Genomic DNA, 17,239 nt, shown 5'->3' with positions numbered 1-17,239 from the left:
TTTATGTTTTAACAATTTGGCAACCCCGTGTCAGCGGGAGTTCTCACAGACTGAAAGAAAAAATACCTAGGGGAAGGCAATGAAAAAAATAATCACCCGTACTCTGACCGCAACCGCTCTGCTGTTGGCAGCCAATCAGGCTTTCGCCATTGAAGCGCCCGACCGTACCGAATGTATCGCGCCGGCCAAGCCCGGCGGCGGCTTCGATCTGACCTGTAAACTGCTGCAGGTGTCTTTGCAGGAAACCAAAGCCATCAATAAACCGATGCGCGTTACCTATATGCCGGGCGGCGTCGGCGCGGTGGCCTATAACGCCATCGTCGCCCAGCGCCCGGCGGAGTTCGGCACCGTGGTCGCCTTCTCCGGCGGCTCGCTGCTCAACCTGTCGCAGGGCAAATTCGGCCGCTACGGCGTGGATGACGTCAAGTGGCTGGCGGCGGTCGGCACCGATTACGGCATGATCGCCGTGCGCGCCGACTCGCCGTATAAAACGCTGAAAGACCTGATGGAAGCCTTCAAGAAAGATCCCACCAGCGTGGTGTTCGGCGCCGGTGCCTCGATCGGCAGCCAGGACTGGATGAAAACCGCGCTGCTGGCGCGTGAAGTGGGCGTCGACCCGCGCAAGATGCGCTACGTCGCCTTTGAAGGCGGCGGCGAACCGGTGACCGCGCTGCTCGGCAACCATATTCAGGCGGTATCCGGCGACCTGAGCGAAATGGTGCCTTACCTGCAGGGCGACAAGATCCGCGTGCTGGCGGTGTATTCGGAAGAGCGCCTGCCGGGCCAGTTGGCCGAGGTGCCGACGGCTAAAGAGCAGGGCTATAACCTGGTGTGGCCGGTGATCCGCGGTTTCTACCTGGGGCCGAAGGTCAGCGATGAAGAGTACCAGTGGTGGACCGATGCCTTCGCCAAACTGCAACAGACCGAAGAGTTCAAAAAGCAGCGTGACCTGCGCGGGCTGTTTGAATTTAACCTGCGCGGCAAAGAGCTGGACGCCTACGTGAAGAAACAGGTCAGCGACTACCGTGAACAGGCGAAAGCCTTCGGCCTGGCCAAGTAATCCGGAGGCATCCATGAGCGATCGTATTTTTGCCGGGGTGTGGCTGCTGCTGTGCATCGGCGGCCTGTATATCGGCTGGGGCATTCACAGCGAATACAGCTATGAGCCGTTGGGGCCGCGCCCGTTTCCGCTGATCATCCTCAGCCTGATGGCGCTGTGCGCCGTTCTGATGCTGCTGCGCCATCCGCAGGTGGTGGCCTGGCCGCACCGCGCCACCCTGCAGCGTCTGCTGCTGCTGACCATCACGCTGTCGCTGTACGCCTGGTGTTTTGAGCTGCTGGGCTTTCCGCTGGCTACCGCCCTGCTGACCTTCAGCATCGCACTGCTGTTCGGCGCGCGCGTGCCGGCGGCGGCGATCTCCGGCGCGGTGATGGGCGTAGCGCTGTATTACGCCTTTGACCGCCTGCTCGACGTTACGCTGCCGCTCGGCGCCTGGCTGAACTGAGGAACGATAATGGATACCTGGTTATATTTATCACAAGGGTTCGAGGTGGCGCTGATTCCACAGAACCTGGTTATTGCGCTGATCGGCTGTTTCGTCGGCACCATCGTCGGGCTGCTGCCGGGCCTCGGGCCGATTAACGGCGTGGCGATCCTGCTGCCGCTGGCCTTCGCGCTGAAGCTGCCGGCGGAATCGGCGCTGATTCTGCTGGCGACGGTGTATATCGGCTGTGAGTACGGCGGCCGCATCTCCTCCATCCTGCTGAACGTGCCCGGGGACGCCGCGGCGATCATGACCGCGCTGGACGGCTACCCGATGGCGCAGCAGGGGCGCGCCGGCGTGGCGCTGTCCATTTCCGCGGTCAGCTCGTTTATCGGCTCTATCATCGCCATCGGCGGCATTATTCTGTTCGCCCCGCTGCTGGCGCGCTGGTCGCTGGCCTTCGGCCCGGCGGAGTACTTCGCGCTGATGATCTTCGCCATCGCCTGTCTCGGCAGCATGATGAGCCAGAACCCGCTGAAGTCGCTGCTGGCGGCGCTGATCGGCCTCGGGCTGGCGACGGTCGGCGTCGATGCCAACACCGGCGTCTACCGCTTTACCTTCGACAGCGTGCACCTCTCCGACGGCATTCAGTTTATCGTGGTGGTGATCGGCCTGTTCTCGGTCAGCGAAATCCTGCTGATGCTGGAGAGCACCGGCGCCGGCCAGAAACTGGTGCGTAAAACCGGGCGACTGCTGTTTAACCGTAAAGAGGCGAAAGAGTGCGCCGGCCCGGCCCTGCGCTCTTCGGTAGTCGGTTTCTTCGTCGGCATACTGCCGGGCGCCGGGGCAACCATCGCCAGCGCGCTGACCTATATGACCGAGAAGAAAATCAGCGGCAACAGCGACACCTTCGGCAAAGGGGATATCCGCGGCGTGGCGGCGCCGGAGGCGGCTAACAACGCATCGGCCTGCGGCTCGTTTATTCCGATGCTGACGCTGGGCGTGCCGGGTTCCGGCACCACCGCGGTGATGATGGGCGCGCTGACGCTGTACAACATCACGCCGGGGCCGGCGATGTTCACCGAACAGCCCGATATCGTCTGGGGGCTGATCGCCGCGCTGCTGATCGCCAACGTGATGCTGCTGATCATGAACATCCCGCTGATTGGTCTGTTTACCCGCATGCTGACCATTCCGCTGTGGTTCCTGGTGCCGGCGATCGCCGCCGTATCGGCAGTCGGCGTGTACGCGGTGCACAGCACCACCTTCGATCTGATGCTGATGGTCGGGCTGGGGGTATTCGGCTATATCCTGCGCAAAATGCACTTCCCGATGTCGCCGCTGATTCTGGGCTTTGTGCTGGGCGAACTGCTGGAGCAGAACCTGCGCCGCGCGCTGTCGATCAGCAACGGCGAATACGGCATTCTGTGGGGCAGCGGCATTGCCCAAAGTCTGCTGGTATTGGCGGTGGCGGTACTGGTGGTGCCGCCGGTACTGCGCGTGATACGCAAACGCCGCAGCCAGACGGTAGAAACCGCCAAGGCCGAATAAGCATTATCTGCAGCAATGTAAAAGGCCGGATAATCCGGCCTTTTTTACTGCTTGATTTATGTAAATAGTTTTATATATGCAGCCAACAAAGCGATCAAGACCAGGCAAAAGAAAGATAACATTGATAAGTAAAACAAAGCTGGCAGCCACTTCATTTTTTTACTGGGGATATCATGAGAAAAAGCATAGGCATCACTTGCTCTTGGTAGAAAAAATGCCTTCCTTCCTGTCTTTATCATCATAAAGAAATAGCAAATTGCCACCGAACCGAAAATTCCTGTCTGGCAATGAAATGAATAAGGGAATGGGAATTCATATTTTTCCCTATATAGTTCCATCAGACGGTTGTAGTGCTTGTGGTAAACCACATACACACAAACATATAAAGAAAAAATTATGGCCTGAATGGCAATAATTGTTATTACGATATTTTTAATTAAATCGTTCATAGTCCGGTGTAATCGTAGATGATATCAATCATCGATTCTGTACTTGTGCTGGCAATATATCCACCAGCAATTGAGCCGATCGCGGCACATGCAAATCCACCAGCACCAGTTGCTGGAGCCGTTACTCTACCCAACCCCATGCAAACAGCACCACCAATACTTACACCGAACCATGATGCATTACCGGAAAATATTTAAAATAGAGAGCCAAGGCCGCTTAATACCAACACAAATAATGAATGAGTTTCTTCACCTGTGTTTTTATATCGGCGGCCTTCGCTCCCCTGCTATGCCCAAACTACCAGGCCGCCCACCACAGGCGCAGCTTCATGCCCCAGTAGCTGGTCCAGCCGGTGGTGCTCTGCACCACTTTGCCCTTATCGATGATGACAAAGGTGGGTGTAACGCCCACCTGCCAGCGCGCCGCCAGCTCGCCGGCGGGATCGTTGACCACCGGCAGACTCAGCCGCTTGGCGGCCAGCCAGGCCGCCACCTGCTGGTCATCGCCGGAGCGCAGCGCCACGCTCAGCACGTTGCCGCCCTGCGCCGCCAGCTTGGCGACGCTGGGAGTGGTGTAACGGCAGACGCCGCACCAGCTGGCCCAAAAGTAGACCAGCAGCGGCCGTTCTTGACTGCGCTGCGCCAGCGAGAACGACGCGCCGTCCAGAGTGGTCAGCCGCTGGGTGTCGAACGCCGGCGGCGCCTGCGGTGCGCGCCACAGATCCATGGCGAACAGAATCCCCGCCAACATCAGCAACAGCAGCGCGATTTCACGCCCCCAGCGTTTCAGCCTAGCCACGGTCGGCCTGCGCCAGCTGCTGCTTCACCAGCGACTCCAGCTGTTCGTAGGACACCGCCCCCGGCAGCATCTGATCGCCAATCAGCGTCGCCGGCGTGCCCTGCACGCCCAACTGTTCCGCCAGCTGCATATTGGTGCGCAGCGTGCTCATGCTCTGCTCGCTCGGCGTTACCGCCTTCACGCCGGTTTTCTGCTGCGCCGCGGCGATGCTGGCGTCATCATGGAAGCCCTTTTTCGCCATCAGCCGCTGATGCAGCGCCCAGAACTGCTGCGGGTTTTGCTGCCAGGTGGTCAGCGCAATGCGCGCCGAACTGACCGAGCTTTCGCCTTTAAACGGCAGCAGTTTCACCACCAGCGCCACGTCCGGGTATTTCTTGACGATTTTTTCCAGCATCGGATCGAACTGCTTGCAGTACGGACAGTTGTAATCGGTAAAGGTCACCATCGTCAGCTTGGCGTCCTTCGCCCCCAGCCGCGGGCTGGCCGGATCCTGATACAGAGTTTTCGCCTGCTGCTTGATCACCTGGCTGACCTGTTGATCGGAGGTTTGCTGCTGCCAGGCGTCGACCGCCTGCGCCAGAATATCCGGGTTGGACACCAGCGTTTCACGGATCATCTCCTTCACGCGCGCCTCCTGTTCCGGGGTGAAAGGAGCGGCGGCCCACACGGGGGATACCATCATCAGTAAAATAATCAAAAACTTCTTCATTGTTCAGTTCCTTTAGCGGCGGACAGGGTTTGCAGAACGGCATCGCGGGTCAATAACGGTGATAACACCACGCCGTTCGGGCTGCCGGGGCCATAAATCTGGTTGAAAGGGACGCCGACGCTGCCGCGGCGTTGCAGAAACGCGCTAATCTCGGACGAAGGCCGGCTCCAGTCGCCGCGCAGCGCCACCACGTCATCGGCCATCAGCGCCTGCTGCACATCGTCACGCAGCAATACATTGAATTTGTTGGCCTTACAGGTCACACACCAGTCGGCGGTCACATCGACGAACACCCGCTTGTGCTGGGCCAGCACCTGGGTGATGGCCTGCTCGCTCAGCGGCTGCCACGTCACCCGGTCCTGCAGCGGCTGCCGCCACAGGTTCGCCGTCAGCGACAGCGTAAGCAGCGTCAGGCCGGTGACAACCAGCAGGCTGGCGCCGGCGATGCCCGCCGAGCGCGCACCGTAGCGACGCCAGACCGCCAGCAGCAGCCCCAGCAGCAGCGCACCGCCGATCACCAACGTCGCCTGAACGCCGATATGGTTGGTCATCAGACTCAGCAGCCACAGCGACGACGCCAGCATCAGCAGCCCCAGCACCAGACGCAGCACGTTCATCCAGCGCCCGGGACGCGGCAGGCGCAGCGCCAGCGCCGGCCAGGCGGCAATCAGCAGCCACGGCAGGCTCATGCCGATGCCCAGCGCCAGGAACATGCCCCACAGCACCGGCAGCGGCGCGGCCAGCGCAAAGGCCACCGCGGTGCCGAGGAACGGCGCCGTGCACGGCGTCGCCAGCAAGGTGGCGAACGCCCCCTGCCAGAAGTGGCCGCTCATCCCCTGGCCGCCGTGGGTCGCCAGCCGGGTGCTGAGTCCGGAAGAGAGCTGCAGATGGAACAGTCCGAACAGGTTGGCGCTGAACAGCAGCGTCACCAGCACCATAAAGCCGATAAACCACGGGTTCTGGAACTGGATGCCCCAACCCAGCGCCTGATTGCTCAGCCGTAAAGCGGTCATCAGCAGCGCCAGCACCAGAAACGACGCTACAATCCCGGCGCTGGAGGCAAGGAACTGCTTGCGCACGCTGCGCCGGTCGCGCTGTTCCACCTGCAAAATGGAACCCAACTTCATCCCCAGCACCGGCAGCACGCACGGCATCAGGTTCAGAATCAAACCGCCGACCAGCGCCATCAGCACCGCCTGCCACAGCGTCACGCCGCCCGATGACGACACCGCCAGCGGCTCGCCGACGGTCAGCGTCGTCTGCTGCGCCAGACCGTCGTCGGTGATCACCAGCGTCAGCGTCTGTCCGCGCAGATCGGGGGCGGCGTCGCCCCAGCCGTCGCTGACCGGCACCCGCGCCTGCAGTTCGGCACCGCTGTGGCTGATGGTCGGCTTGCCGATATCCGCATCCGGCAAGGTGTCAAAAAACAGCGCGGGCTGATGCCAGTTTGCGCCGGCGTTGCGCTCGGCGCTGATTTGCAGTTCGCCGTTGCGGTAACCGACGCGCAGATTGTCGGTCAGGCCGCTGTCAATCGGCACCTTGCCCATCGCCTGGGCAAAGTCATGGTTGAACCGCACGTCATTGGCCGCCGACAGATCCAGATTGAACGCATAGTCGGTCAGGATGCAGACGTTGCTGCAGGTAGACAGCGTCAGGGTGCCGGCCAGGCGCGCCGGCGCTGGCCCCTTGATAACCATCGGGATGGTGACGTCGTCGTGGTAGCCCTGCGTGGTGATGCCCGCCACGTCAAAACGCTGCGGCGCCGGCCAGAACCATGTGGCCGACGGCGGCGGATCGCCCCGCCACTTGATCGCCGGCGCGATGCCGCCTTCGCCGGGGGAGCGCCAGTAGGTTTTCCAGCCCTTCTGCAGCTCTACCGACAGCAGCAGGCGCGTTTCGCCGGCCTGGGAAGTGTCGGCGCGCAGCCGCACCTTGGCGTGATCGTTGGTCGGGCTTTGCAGCCAGCCGCTGTCCGCCGCCTGCAGCATCGGCAGCCATAGCAGCAGCAGGCAGGCTAATGCCGACCTAAAGGTATTCAACATATTTTTCTCCGTAAATGAGTCAGTTATCGTCCAGGTTGGGCGAGGGTCTCATTCACGGAAAACGCATAATCGCAGGTGCACCCTGAGGGTGGGAGGGGAAACCGCACGCGGCGGCGGAATGCGCAGACGCGCGGCAATCACCGGGGCCAGCAGCGCCAACAGCAGGCCCAGCCCCAGCAGTACGCTTTCAAAGATGACCGGCGGCGCGGCCAGCAACGATTTGGTGCTCAGCTCGCACGGGCTGGTGGTGCTAACGGCATCGCCGTCGTCACCGGCCGCCGTCGCGCTGACGGCCGGGATGCCCAGCGTCAGTTGCAGCGCGTGCAGGCTCGCCATACGCTGCGTCATGCATGTCAGGACGACCAGGCAAGCCAGGCATAAAAACCATTTTGCAATCTGTTGCCGTTTGACCATGACATCCTCGTGAGCGTAATCCGCCTATCTTAGCGGCAGCGAGGCGATTGGCAACGTTTTACCTGTAAAGAAATGTCGCGCGGATGGTATTGATAAGGGGAATTTACAGGTATCATAGTCGATATATGATTTATAGAACCTGCGCTTTTCGCCGGGTATGACTTCTTTCTGCACAGCGAAGGACTGGTGACATGCAACCTTTGAGCGGCCCCGGCGCCCACAACCTTTCCGATCGCCCCCCATCCGGGGAGAAAAACACCGCCTCCGATACGCAGCCGCTCTCTCCGGCGCAGCGCACCATGCTGGAAAAGCTGGTGGTGAAGATTATGGCGCTCAGCCCGGCCAAATCCGCCGAGATTTGGGCCAGCCTGCGTCACGATCTGGGCGCCACCGACGGCAGCGAACTGCGGGCGCGCCACTTTCAGCCGGCGGAGCTGCTGCTGCAGCAGCGTCTGAGCCAGGCGCAGCAGAATCACGCCAGCCGCCAGCTGTTGCAACAGCTGACCGAGCTGCTGCCGCAGGGGAATAACCGCCAGGCGGTCAGTGATTTTATCCGCCAGCAGTTCGGCCATACCGTGCTGAGCCAGCTCAGCCACCAGCAGTTACAGCAGGTGTTGAGCCAGCTGCAGAGCGGCAGCCTGACCATCCCGCATCCGCAGCAGAGCGCCGTCAGCGACCGTCCTTTACTGCCGGCCGAACACCAGAACCTGCAGCAGCAGGTCACGCGCCTGAGCGCCGCCACCGGCGAATCGCCGGCCAAAATCTGGCAGAGCCTGTTTAATCTGGTCGGGGTAAAAACCAACGACCCGCTGCCGGCGCGCCATTTCCAGCTGTTAAGCCAGTATCTGCAGGTGAAAACGGCGCTGAGCGCGCAGCACGCGCCGACGCTGAATAACCTGCTGACGGTGCTCAAACAGCCGGCGGATCGGCAAGAGCAGCAGCTGCTGCTGGATTACTGCCAGACGCGCTTCCACTGCGCGGCCAACACCCCGCTGACCCAGGCGCAGATCAACGAGGCGGTGACGCACCTGTTCGCCCGCCGGTTGGAAAAGGCCGGCGTCACGCCGACGATTCATAACGAGACGCCGCAGCCGCAGCTCAATCCGCTGATCGCCAACGTGGCGCTGCCGCTGCAGGCCGCGCTCGGCAAGCGGGGCTGGGCGCTGGTCGCACTGGTGCTGGTGCTGGTTATCGTGCTGATGCTGGTATTGTAATGAGTCGTTCCGTTATTAGTTTCGGCACCTTGCTCTATTTATAGCGCCTTTATTTTGTCTTCAAGGATCCCGCCATGGCCCACTCTTTCGCCAGAAGCCTGTTGCTCGGCGTCGCGCTTACGCTGCTCGCCGCCTGTGATAACGCCGCCACCCGCCCGCAGATGGATATCGCCGGTAAAACCATGGGGACGTTTTACAGCGTCAAGATCAGTGGCGAGGTCGCGGAAAACCGCCAACAGCTGCAGCAGGAGATCGACGCGCTGCTGGAGCAGGCCAATGACGATATCTCCACCTACCGCGCCGATTCGGTGCTGTCGCGCTTTAACCGTTCACACAGCAGCGCGCCGCAGCCGATCCCGCGCGGCATGGCGGATATTATTCTCACCGCCCAGCGCATCGGCCGCGATACCCATGACGCGATGAACATCACCGTCGGCCCGCTGGTGAACCTGTGGGGCTTCGGCCCGGACAAACGTCCGGTAACCATTCCCAGCCAGCAGCAGATTGACGCCGCCAAACGCAACGTCGGCCTGCAGCACCTGACGCTGACCAGCAATGCACAAGGCGAATGGCTGCAAAAGGATCTGCCGGGGCTGTATGTCGATCTGTCAACGCTGGGCGAAGGCTACGGCGCGGATCTGCTGGCGCAGCTGATGGCGCGCAAAGGTCTCACCAACTATCTGGTGTCGGTAGGCGGCGCGGTGCGATCGCGCGGCGTTAACGGTCAGGGCAAACCATGGCGCGTGGCGATCCAGAAACCGACCGACCGAGAAAATGCGGTGCAGGCTCTGGTGGATCTGCAGGGCTACGGCATCAGCACCGCCGGCAGCTATCGCAACTACTTTGAGCAGAACGGCCAGCGCTATTCGCATATTATCGACCCCAATACCGGCCGGCCGATTAACCACCGGCTGGTTTCGGTAACGGTGATCGCCCCCACCGCGCTGGAAGCCGACGGCTGGGACTCCGGCCTGATGGTGCTGGGCAGTGAAAAAGCAATGAAGCTGGCGCAAGAGCAAGGGCTGGCGGTATATATGATCAGCAAAACCGACGACGGCTTCAGCGCGCAGATGACACCGCAGTTTAAAGCGTTTCTGCTGCAGTAGCGTCACATAGCAAATGACTGGCGGGCCGTATGGGCCATTGCCAGTCATTTGCACTGATACACTGATTAATCAATAGGGTAGCTGCCAAGCGCTCTGCCAATGGCTACAAGCACCCCACCGCTTGCAAAGATGGTCGACCAGATAATATGCATCCGATAATACACCGTGATCCATCCCGTCAGCTCGCGGGGAAGGGATTGCAGAAATGTATACGCCTCCGATGGTACAAAGGTATCTTTTCCTGTTTTTATCTTTTTATTTTTCAATAAATTTTTGAAAAAAACGGTTGGAAAGTAGCTACCGAGATAACCAAAATATACAGCGAGTTGATTGAAATCATTCATGTACAACCCCTCGTTTGCGTATAGAGTGACGATACGCTCATACTTTTTACGGTTTATCCCAAAAAAATCATGGTGAGAAAACCAATAAAAGCGCCCAGAAAAAAAAGTATCGCTCCAAGATCCATCATCGCAGAAATCATTAGTTACCTATTATTTTATAAATACGTTCACCACTCCACTCACCTAATGCCCCCCCTATGGCACCACCGGTCAGACTGCCTGCGGAGGCACCAATTATCGCACAAGCAAGCCCCGCGCTACCGGCCATCGGTGCGCTGATAATACCCAGCGCAACACAAATACCGCCGCCGGCCATCGCGCCCCAGCCACCACCCAAGGCACCTCCTCCGGCGCTACCAATAAATGAACCATACCCTTTAAACGCGACCCGGGTGCATTCGCTTTCGCGGCCGACCGTACAGGAATTATAGATATCATTGGTGGTACTGGTCGCAGCCATGCCCAGCCCCACCCAGCCGGCATTCCGCATGAATCTTATCGCTCTGCTGGTGCCGTCCAGATAGGTCGAGTAGCCGCCAATCGCACCCACACCGGCCGTCGTCCACTCATGGACAATCGAACGGCTGGATAAGTTTAAGGCCCTTTTCATCCGCTCATACGGATGCAGATTAATAATTTTACGCGGCAGGCGGTTGAAAATCGGCTTATCCAGCATCGTCTTAAGTTCAGCGAATAACCGGTTACGCTCCACAAAAAACTGCTGGCTAATCAACGATCCCTGTGTGCGGAACTGATTTTGGTAGGCCCTTTCGATCTGCTTCAGAATCTCTTCAATACGGCTAAAGTAGCGCTTTCCGGCATCGCTGGCCGTGGCCAGCCCTGAACTGCTGCCGTTAAGAACGGTGGCTATCGTCTCATAATGGCGTTGCAGAAAACTTGCCTGTTGCGTATCCGCCTGCGCCAGCGTCTGGTTAACCCGATTCTTCGCCTGACGTAACTGCCTTAAGGCCGGCCCTTGCTGGGAATTGGCCGGATCGGCAACGATCAGGATATGTCCGGGCTTCAGCCAGGGCGTATCGGCATTTAGCCGCATAAAATAACCGGCGGCTGCGCTGCGTGGATTTCTGAACAGCATGTTGCCCTGTGAAGAGAGTGACCCCGGTGTTTCAACCACGCAATAACCGAGTTCAATACGCAGATAGGAAGGAAAGGTCATTAGTGAGACTCCTTGTCGTAATGACGTATATATGTGATGTCCTGGAATTGTCGCCGTAGAGAATGGCAACGGCGACGTCACCGGGTGGTAAAGGGCCGCTCCTGCGCCCCCTCCGATTGCCGTTCACCTCGCTAATACCACCTACGGTCGGTAATTCTGCCAGCATATTACCGACCGCGCCGAGGAATAAAAATACCGATTCGCCTAATTAATCAACGTGTTATTCCCTGGACGGCTCCGCCGGTTTATGCATCAGCAGATAGACCGCCGGGATCACCAGCATCGATAAAATCGGCGCGCTGATCATGCCACCAATCATCGGCGCGGCGATGCGCTGCATCACCTCGGAACCGGCACCGTCGCTCCACATAATCGGCAATAGCCCGGCCATAATGGTCGCCACCGTCATCACCTTCGGCCGGACGCGCAGCACCGCCCCTTCGCTGATGGCCGCCAGCAGTTGCTGGCGGGTCATCGGCCGGCCGCTCTGCCGCTGCTTGTGCAGCGCCTGATTCAGATACAGCACCATAATCACGCCGAACTCCGCCGCCACCCCGGCCAGGGCGATAAAGCCCACCGCGCCGGCCACCGACAGGTTGTAGTCCAGCAGATACAGCAGCCAGACGCCGCCGATCAGGGCAAACGGCAGCGTCGCCATAATCAGCAGCGCGTCGCGCACGCTGTTGAAAGTGACGAACAGCAGCACAAAAATAATCCCCAAGGTGACCGGTAGCACGACCTTCAGCTGGGCGCTGGCGCGTTCCAGATACTCGAACTGCCCGGACCAGCTCAGCGAAATACCGGACGGCAGCCTGACCTGCTGCGCCACCGCGTGCTGCATCTCTTCCACCGCCGACTTCAGATCCCGCCCGCGCAGATCGACATAGATCCACTCGGACAACCGGGCGTTCTCGCTTTTCAGCATCGGCGGTCCGTCGCTGACGCGAATATCCGCCAGCGCCGACAGCGGCAGCTGACTGCCGTTCGCCGTCACCACCGACAGATCGCGCAGCCCCTGCAGTGAGTCGCGGATCTCGCGCGGATAGCGCACGTTGATCGGATAGCGCGCCCGCCCTTCAATGGTTTCGCCGACGTTTTCGCCGCCGACCAAAGAAGCCACCATCGATTGCAGCTCGGTCACCGACACGCCATAGCGGGCAGCGCGCTGACGATCGATATCAATATCAACATAGCGCCCGCCGCTGAGCCGCTCCGCCAGCGCCGAGGAGACGCCCGGCACCTGCCGCACCACCTGCTCAATCTGCCCGGCGACGCGTTCGATATCCGCGCGGTTGCTGCCGTTGACCTTGATCCCCACCGGGCTTTTAATCCCGGTAGACAGCATATCCAGCCGGTTGCGAATCGGCGGCACCCAGACGTTGGCAATGCCCGGCACCTTGACCGCCTCGTCCAGCTCCGCCACCAGCTTGTCCATGGTGATGCCCGGTCGCCACTGGTCGCGCGGTTTAAAACGGATGGTGGTTTCCAGCATGGTGAGCGGCGCCGGGTCGGTGGCGGTTTCCGCCCGCCCGACCTTGCCGAAGACCGTCTCCACCTCCGGTACCGTTTTAATCAGCCGGTCGGTCAGCTGCAGCAGACGCCCCGCTTCACGCACCGAAATCCCCGGCAGGGTCGAAGGCATATACAGCAGATCCCCTTCGTCGAGCGGCGGCATAAATTCGCTGCCCAGCCGGCTGAGCGGGTACAGCGTCAGCGCCAGCAGCAGCGCGGAAAGGGCCAGCGTGAGGCGCGGCCGCGCCAGCACCGCCGCCAGCAAAGGCTGGTACAGGCGAATCAGCCAGCGGTTGATCGGGTTGGCCTGCTCATCAGGAATACGTCCGCGGATAAAGTAGCCCATCAGCACCGGCACCAGCGTAATGCCCAGCCCGGCCGCCACCGCCATCGCGTAGGTTTTGGTGAAGGCCAGCGGCGCGAACATCTTGCCCTCCTGCGCCTGCAGCGTGAACACCGGAATAAACGACAGCGTGATGATCAATAAGCTGCCGAACAGCGCCGGCCCGACCTCAACCGCCGCCTGCTCGGCAATACGCCAGTAGTCCTGCGCTTCCGGCTGCCGTTCAGGATGGCGCTGCCGCCACTGCTCCAGCACCTTATGCATGTTCTCGATCATCACGATCGCCGCGTCCACCATCGCGCCGATGGCGATGGCGATACCGCCCAGCGACATAATGTTGGCGTTCACCCCCTGATAGTGCATCACCACAAACGCGCCGAGAATACCGAGCGGCAGGGTCACCATCGCCACCAGCGCTGAACGGAAGTGGAACAGGAACAGCGTGCACACCAGCGCCACCACCACAAACTCCTCCAGCAGCTTGAACGACAGGTTATCGATCGCCTGCTCGATCAGCTGTGAACGGTCGTAAACCGTGACGATCTCCACGCCCGGCGGCAGCGTCTGCCGCAGCTGCTGCAGCTTGTCCTTCAGCGCATTGATGGTTTCCAGCGCGTTCTGGCCGTAGCGCATCACCACAATACCGCCGGCCACCTCCCCTTCGCCGTTCAGCTCCGCCACGCCGCGGCGGATTTCCGGCCCTTCGCGCAGCGTCGCCACCTGGGACAGCAGGATCGGCACGCCGTCGCGCACCGTTATCACCACATTGGCGAAATCCGCCGCCGTTTTCAGATAGCCGGCGCTGCGCACCATATACTCCGCTTCCCCCATTTCCAGCAGCGCGCCGCCGCCTTCCTGATTGGCCTCCTGCAGCGCCTTGACCACCTGCTGGTGGGAGACGTTAAGCGCGCGCAGGCTTTCCGGGTTGAGCACCACCTGATACTGGCGTACCATGCCGCCCACGCTGGCCACTTCGGCGACGTTGGGCACGGTTTTCAGCTCAAATTTCAGCGTCCAATCCTGCAGCGCGCGCAGATCCGCCAGGCTGTGACGGCCGCTCCTGTCCACCAGCGCGTACTCATACACCCAGCCGACGCCGGTGGCGTCCGGCCCGAGCGCCACCTTCACCTGCGGCGGCAGCGCAGACTGCACCTGGCTGAGCGACTCCAGCACGCGCGAGCGCGCCCAGTACAGATCGGTGCCGTCCTCAAACAGGATGTAGACATAGGCGTCGCCGAACATGGAGAAGCCGCGCACGGTTTTCGCGCCGGGTACCGTCAGCATGGTGGTGGTCAGCGGATAGGTCACCTGGTCCTCCACCACCTGCGGCGCTTTGCCCGGATAACTGGCGCGTACGATCACCTGCACGTCGGACAGATCCGGCAGCGCGTCCAGCGGCGCTTTCTGCAGCGCCCAGACGCCCCAGCCGGCCAGCATCGCCGCCGCCAGCAGCACCAGCAGCCGGTTGCGCAGCGACCAGCGAATGATTGCAGCAATCATTGGTGACCTCCGTGTGCATGATGATCCGCATGTTCGCCATGCGCTTGCGGCGTCGAATGTTCCCCGTGCTCCATCGCGGCCGCAGGCGGCTGATGTGCCCCGCGATCGTGAGGCTCTTTTTCAGCCGTCAGCTGCGGCAGCGCGCTGCGCAGGCTGGCTTCGGAATCGATCAGGAACTGTCCGGCGGTCACCACCCGTTGTCCGGCCTTCAGCCCGCGCGTGATCTCCACCCAGCCGTCCTGCTGCCGGCCCGTTTCCACCTCGACCGGTATAAAGTAGCCGTCGCCTTCGCTCACCAGCACCCGGTTACGATCGCCGCTCATGATCAACGCCTCCAGCGGAATTGCCGGCACCGGCCGCCCCGCCGCCGGCTGGCTGAGGCGCACCTGCAGGTACATGCCCGGTTTCAGCCGCTGCTGCGGGTTTTGCAGCTGCACCCGCGCCTTAAAGGTGCGCGTCAGCGGATCGACATTCGGCAGCAGTTCATCGATCGTGCCGCTGAAACGTTCGCCCGGCCAGCTGGCGCTGCCGGCGCTAACCGCATCGCCGACCTGCACCACCCCGGCCTGCGCCTGCGGATAGTCAATCACCATCCATACCCGGTCGAGCGTCGCCAGTTCAAACAGCCCCTGCGCGGCGCTGACCTGCGCGCCCTCACGCACATCCAGACTGTTGATAAAGCCGCTGGCGGGCGCCGTGACGGTAATGCGCGTTTGCGGCCGGCCGCTGCGCTCCACCTCGCGGATCACCGACTCCGGCATAAACTGCAGCTGCAGGCGCTGACGCGCCGCGGCGCTCAGCGCGCTGTCCCCCAGACGTCGCACCGCCAGATACTCCTGCTGCGCCGCATGCCACGCCGGGATCCACAGCTGCGCCAGCGCCTGGCCTTTTTTCACCTGCTGCTGGCTGGCGCGCACCCACAGCTTCTCCACCAGACCGCTGGCGCGCGCGGCGATCACCTGCACGCCGCGCTCGTCAATCGCCACGCTGCCGTACGCCTCCAGCTGCGGCGCCAGCGGGCGCAGCTCCACCGCTGCGGTGCGCACGCCAAGGTTTTGCTGCTGACGGGCGCTGATGGTCACCCCGCCCTGCTCCTGCACCTCGTCGGCATAGCGCGGCACCAGATCCATATCCATAAACGGTGAAGGCCCCGGCTTGTCAAAGCGCTGCCCCGGCACCATCGGGTCGTACCAATACAGCACCTGACGCTCGCCCGCCGGCGCCGCGCTCCCTGCCGGTGCCGATGATGGCGACGACGTCGCCAGCCAGTAACCGGCCCCGGCGCCTGCCGCCAGCGCCGCCAATAACGCAAGGTTAAAACGCATTTTCATCAGAGGATCTCCTGCGGGATCAGGTAACGGATGGCGGCCCACAGCTGCGCCAGCTGACGGGCGGCCTGGCCGGCGTTCAGCCGGGCATCCAGCAACGCGCGACGCGCCGCCAGCACAGCGGAAAGGTTGCTGCTGCCGCTACGGTACTGCGCCAGCAGCAGATCGAGACGCTGCTGCTGCAGTGGAATCGCCTGCTGACGCTGACGCTGCCACTGCGCCTGCGCCGCCTGATACTGAGCCAACAGAGTGTCCAGTTGCGCCCGATGGTCGCGGATCAGCAAGGTCAGCTGGTCGTTGGCCTCCAGGGTGCGCGACACGTCGGCGGCATAGTTTTTATCCTGTCGCTGCGCTTTAAACAGCGGCAGGTCGACGCTCAGCATGACGCCGGCCATATCTTCATAGCCGTCGGCGCGGCGCGCGTAATACACCTCCACGCCAACGTCGGGAATGGCGGCAATCGCCGACTGGGCGGAGCGCGCCTTGGCCACATCGGCTTCGCGGCCGGCCTGCACCACGTCCGGATGCTGGCGTATCGCCTGGCGCAGCACCTCACCGTCGGCCGGCAAACGCTCAAAGCGCGGCAGCTTACCAACGACCTGCTCGATCTGTTGCCCGGTCAGCTGCGTCAGCCTGGCCTGCGCCACCGTCACGTCGCGCTCGGCGGTGCTGATTTGGTCCTGCATCGCCAGCAGGGTCAGACGTGCGTCCACCACCTCGCTGGCCGACGAACTGCCGCTGGCCACGCCGGCGCGCTGCGCGCTAATCTGGCGCTCGCTCTCCGCAACCAACGCCCTGGCGTCGCGCAGGGTCTGCTGGCTTAACGCCAGCTCCAGCCAGGCTTGTGCGGTCTGCTGCTGCAAACGCGCGCGGATCGCCGCGCTGTTGGCCGAGGTTTTTTCCGCCTCGGCCCGCAGCGTATCGGCTTTTCGCTGACGCTTATTGCCGCTGACGTAGTCCTGCATGATGCCGATGCGTCCCATCGTCATGCCGTCGCGCGTCAGGCGATGGCCGTTGCCGCCCTGCACCGGTATGTTTTCAATCCCCAGCTTCAGTTTGGGATCGGGCAACTGCAGCGCGGAATCCGCCATATTGCGCAGTGCGGAAACCTGATGGCGGTTGGCGGACAGCTCGGCGGAGTAACGCTCCGCCGCCGACAGCGATTGTTCCAGCGTCAGGCCGGCCGCTTGCGCGCTCGCCGAACAGCAGACAAGCAGCAGCCAGCCCACCCGTGCCGGGTGAGAAAATAAGTTGGACATACCGCTCC

15 protein-coding genes are annotated in these 17,239 nt (G+C 61.7%); 5 read left to right on the top strand and 10 right to left on the bottom strand.

Annotation, left to right across the window (positions count from 1 at the left end; translation table 11 throughout):
- The first annotated feature begins 79 nt into the window (after nucleotides 1–79).
- From FO014_RS17535 to FO014_RS17525, 3 genes are read left to right on the top strand one after another with little or no spacing between them, the layout of a single operon-like run.
- The gene (locus FO014_RS17535; protein WP_105231969.1) at nucleotides 80–1,060 is read left to right on the top strand and encodes a Bug family tripartite tricarboxylate transporter substrate binding protein; all 981 of its coding nucleotides are present in this window, start codon (nucleotides 80–82) and stop codon (nucleotides 1,058–1,060) included.
- A gap of 13 nt (nucleotides 1,061–1,073) precedes the next feature.
- The gene (locus FO014_RS17530; RefSeq protein WP_105231970.1) at nucleotides 1,074–1,505 is read left to right on the top strand and encodes a tripartite tricarboxylate transporter TctB family protein; all 432 of its coding nucleotides are present in this window, start codon (nucleotides 1,074–1,076) and stop codon (nucleotides 1,503–1,505) included.
- Between the two features lie 9 nt (nucleotides 1,506–1,514).
- Entirely contained in the window at nucleotides 1,515–3,035 is a 1,521-nt protein-coding gene (locus FO014_RS17525; protein WP_160030450.1) for a tripartite tricarboxylate transporter permease, read from the top strand.
- Between the two features lie 56 nt (nucleotides 3,036–3,091).
- Here the strand turns inward: FO014_RS17525 and FO014_RS17520 are convergent, their stop codons facing one another.
- The 5 genes from FO014_RS17520 to FO014_RS17500 form a co-directional block, all read right to left on the bottom strand.
- Nucleotides 3,092–3,484 carry a hypothetical protein gene (locus FO014_RS17520; protein ID WP_160030449.1) on the bottom strand — a complete coding sequence of 131 codons (393 nt, stop codon included), beginning with the start codon at nucleotides 3,482–3,484 and terminating at the stop codon, nucleotides 3,092–3,094.
- Between the two features lie 298 nt (nucleotides 3,485–3,782).
- Nucleotides 3,783–4,283 (bottom strand): protein disulfide oxidoreductase, encoded by a 501-nt coding sequence (locus FO014_RS17515; protein WP_160030448.1) that lies wholly within the window; start codon nucleotides 4,281–4,283, stop codon nucleotides 3,783–3,785.
- Nucleotides 4,276–4,992, bottom strand: coding sequence for a DsbA family protein (locus tag FO014_RS17510; RefSeq protein ID WP_160030447.1), 717 nt, complete (start codon nucleotides 4,990–4,992; stop codon nucleotides 4,276–4,278). The genes FO014_RS17515 and FO014_RS17510 overlap by 8 nt, the downstream gene beginning before the upstream one ends.
- Nucleotides 4,989–7,034 carry a protein-disulfide reductase DsbD family protein gene (locus FO014_RS17505; RefSeq protein WP_160030446.1) on the bottom strand — a complete coding sequence of 682 codons (2,046 nt, stop codon included), beginning with the start codon at nucleotides 7,032–7,034 and terminating at the stop codon, nucleotides 4,989–4,991. The genes FO014_RS17510 and FO014_RS17505 overlap by 4 nt, the downstream gene beginning before the upstream one ends.
- Before the next feature lie 48 nt (nucleotides 7,035–7,082).
- Nucleotides 7,083–7,448 (bottom strand): copper resistance protein, encoded by a 366-nt coding sequence (locus tag FO014_RS17500; protein WP_160030445.1) that lies wholly within the window; start codon nucleotides 7,446–7,448, stop codon nucleotides 7,083–7,085.
- 191 nt (nucleotides 7,449–7,639) lie between these two features.
- Between FO014_RS17500 and flk the strand changes: the two genes are divergently transcribed.
- Both flk and apbE read left to right on the top strand, forming a co-directional pair.
- On the top strand, nucleotides 7,640–8,662 hold the full coding sequence (gene flk, locus FO014_RS17495; protein ID WP_160030444.1) for a flagella biosynthesis regulator Flk: 1,023 nt from the start codon (nucleotides 7,640–7,642) through the stop codon (nucleotides 8,660–8,662).
- A 74-nt stretch (nucleotides 8,663–8,736) separates the two neighbouring features.
- Nucleotides 8,737–9,768, top strand: coding sequence for an FAD:protein FMN transferase ApbE (gene apbE, locus FO014_RS17490; RefSeq protein WP_160030443.1), 1,032 nt, complete (start codon nucleotides 8,737–8,739; stop codon nucleotides 9,766–9,768).
- Between the two features lie 65 nt (nucleotides 9,769–9,833).
- On the opposite strand, the gene FO014_RS17485 is transcribed toward apbE, so the two are convergent.
- The 5 genes from FO014_RS17485 to FO014_RS17465 all read right to left on the bottom strand — a co-directional run bounded on the left by FO014_RS17485 (nucleotide 9,834) and on the right by FO014_RS17465 (nucleotide 17,231).
- The gene (locus FO014_RS17485) at nucleotides 9,834–10,112 is read right to left on the bottom strand and encodes a hypothetical protein (protein ID WP_246167982.1); all 279 of its coding nucleotides are present in this window, start codon (nucleotides 10,110–10,112) and stop codon (nucleotides 9,834–9,836) included.
- 139 nt (nucleotides 10,113–10,251) lie between these two features.
- Nucleotides 10,252–11,289 (bottom strand): hypothetical protein, encoded by a 1,038-nt coding sequence (locus FO014_RS17480; RefSeq protein WP_160030442.1) that lies wholly within the window; start codon nucleotides 11,287–11,289, stop codon nucleotides 10,252–10,254.
- Nucleotides 11,290–11,509: 220 nt separating this feature from the next.
- Nucleotides 11,510–14,644 carry an efflux RND transporter permease subunit gene (locus tag FO014_RS17475; protein ID WP_160030441.1) on the bottom strand — a complete coding sequence of 1,045 codons (3,135 nt, stop codon included), beginning with the start codon at nucleotides 14,642–14,644 and terminating at the stop codon, nucleotides 11,510–11,512.
- Nucleotides 14,641–15,975, bottom strand: coding sequence for an efflux RND transporter periplasmic adaptor subunit (locus FO014_RS17470; protein WP_160030440.1), 1,335 nt, complete (start codon nucleotides 15,973–15,975; stop codon nucleotides 14,641–14,643). Before FO014_RS17470 ends, FO014_RS17475 begins: the two co-directional genes overlap by 4 nt.
- The gene (locus tag FO014_RS17465) at nucleotides 15,975–17,231 is read right to left on the bottom strand and encodes a TolC family protein (RefSeq protein ID WP_160030439.1); all 1,257 of its coding nucleotides are present in this window, start codon (nucleotides 17,229–17,231) and stop codon (nucleotides 15,975–15,977) included. The genes FO014_RS17470 and FO014_RS17465 overlap by 1 nt, the downstream gene beginning before the upstream one ends.
- Nucleotides 17,232–17,239: the final 8 nt, after the last annotated feature.

Origin of the sequence: Serratia rhizosphaerae (assembly GCF_009817885.1) — a bacterium.
Taxonomy (GTDB): Bacteria; Pseudomonadota; Gammaproteobacteria; order Enterobacterales; family Enterobacteriaceae; genus Serratia_B; species Serratia_B rhizosphaerae.
Note: the sequence above shows the minus strand (reverse complement) of the source record. Positions and strands in the feature narration are given on the sequence as shown.

What these genes read in the sequence shown, in the direction of transcription:
- FO014_RS17480 (WP_160030442.1), bottom strand. Translation starts at nt 11,289, where the DNA reads ATGACCTTTCCTTCCTATCTGCGTATTGAACTCGGTTATTGCGTGGTT.
- FO014_RS17510 (WP_160030447.1), bottom strand. Translation starts at nt 4,992, where the DNA reads ATGAAGAAGTTTTTGATTATTTTACTGATGATGGTATCCCCCGTGTGG.
- flk (WP_160030444.1), top strand. Translation starts at nt 7,640, where the DNA reads ATGCAACCTTTGAGCGGCCCCGGCGCCCACAACCTTTCCGATCGCCCC.
- FO014_RS17505 (WP_160030446.1), bottom strand. Translation starts at nt 7,034, where the DNA reads ATGTTGAATACCTTTAGGTCGGCATTAGCCTGCCTGCTGCTGCTATGG.
- FO014_RS17535 (WP_105231969.1), top strand. Translation starts at nt 80, where the DNA reads ATGAAAAAAATAATCACCCGTACTCTGACCGCAACCGCTCTGCTGTTG.
- FO014_RS17530 (WP_105231970.1), top strand. Translation starts at nt 1,074, where the DNA reads ATGAGCGATCGTATTTTTGCCGGGGTGTGGCTGCTGCTGTGCATCGGC.
- apbE (WP_160030443.1), top strand. Translation starts at nt 8,737, where the DNA reads ATGGCCCACTCTTTCGCCAGAAGCCTGTTGCTCGGCGTCGCGCTTACG.
- FO014_RS17475 (WP_160030441.1), bottom strand. Translation starts at nt 14,644, where the DNA reads ATGATTGCTGCAATCATTCGCTGGTCGCTGCGCAACCGGCTGCTGGTG.
- FO014_RS17500 (WP_160030445.1), bottom strand. Translation starts at nt 7,448, where the DNA reads ATGGTCAAACGGCAACAGATTGCAAAATGGTTTTTATGCCTGGCTTGC.
- FO014_RS17470 (WP_160030440.1), bottom strand. Translation starts at nt 15,975, where the DNA reads ATGAAAATGCGTTTTAACCTTGCGTTATTGGCGGCGCTGGCGGCAGGC.
- FO014_RS17520 (WP_160030449.1), bottom strand. Translation starts at nt 3,484, where the DNA reads ATGAACGATTTAATTAAAAATATCGTAATAACAATTATTGCCATTCAG.
- FO014_RS17525 (WP_160030450.1), top strand. Translation starts at nt 1,515, where the DNA reads ATGGATACCTGGTTATATTTATCACAAGGGTTCGAGGTGGCGCTGATT.
- FO014_RS17465 (WP_160030439.1), bottom strand. Translation starts at nt 17,231, where the DNA reads ATGTCCAACTTATTTTCTCACCCGGCACGGGTGGGCTGGCTGCTGCTT.
- FO014_RS17485 (WP_246167982.1), bottom strand. Translation starts at nt 10,112, where the DNA reads ATGAATGATTTCAATCAACTCGCTGTATATTTTGGTTATCTCGGTAGC.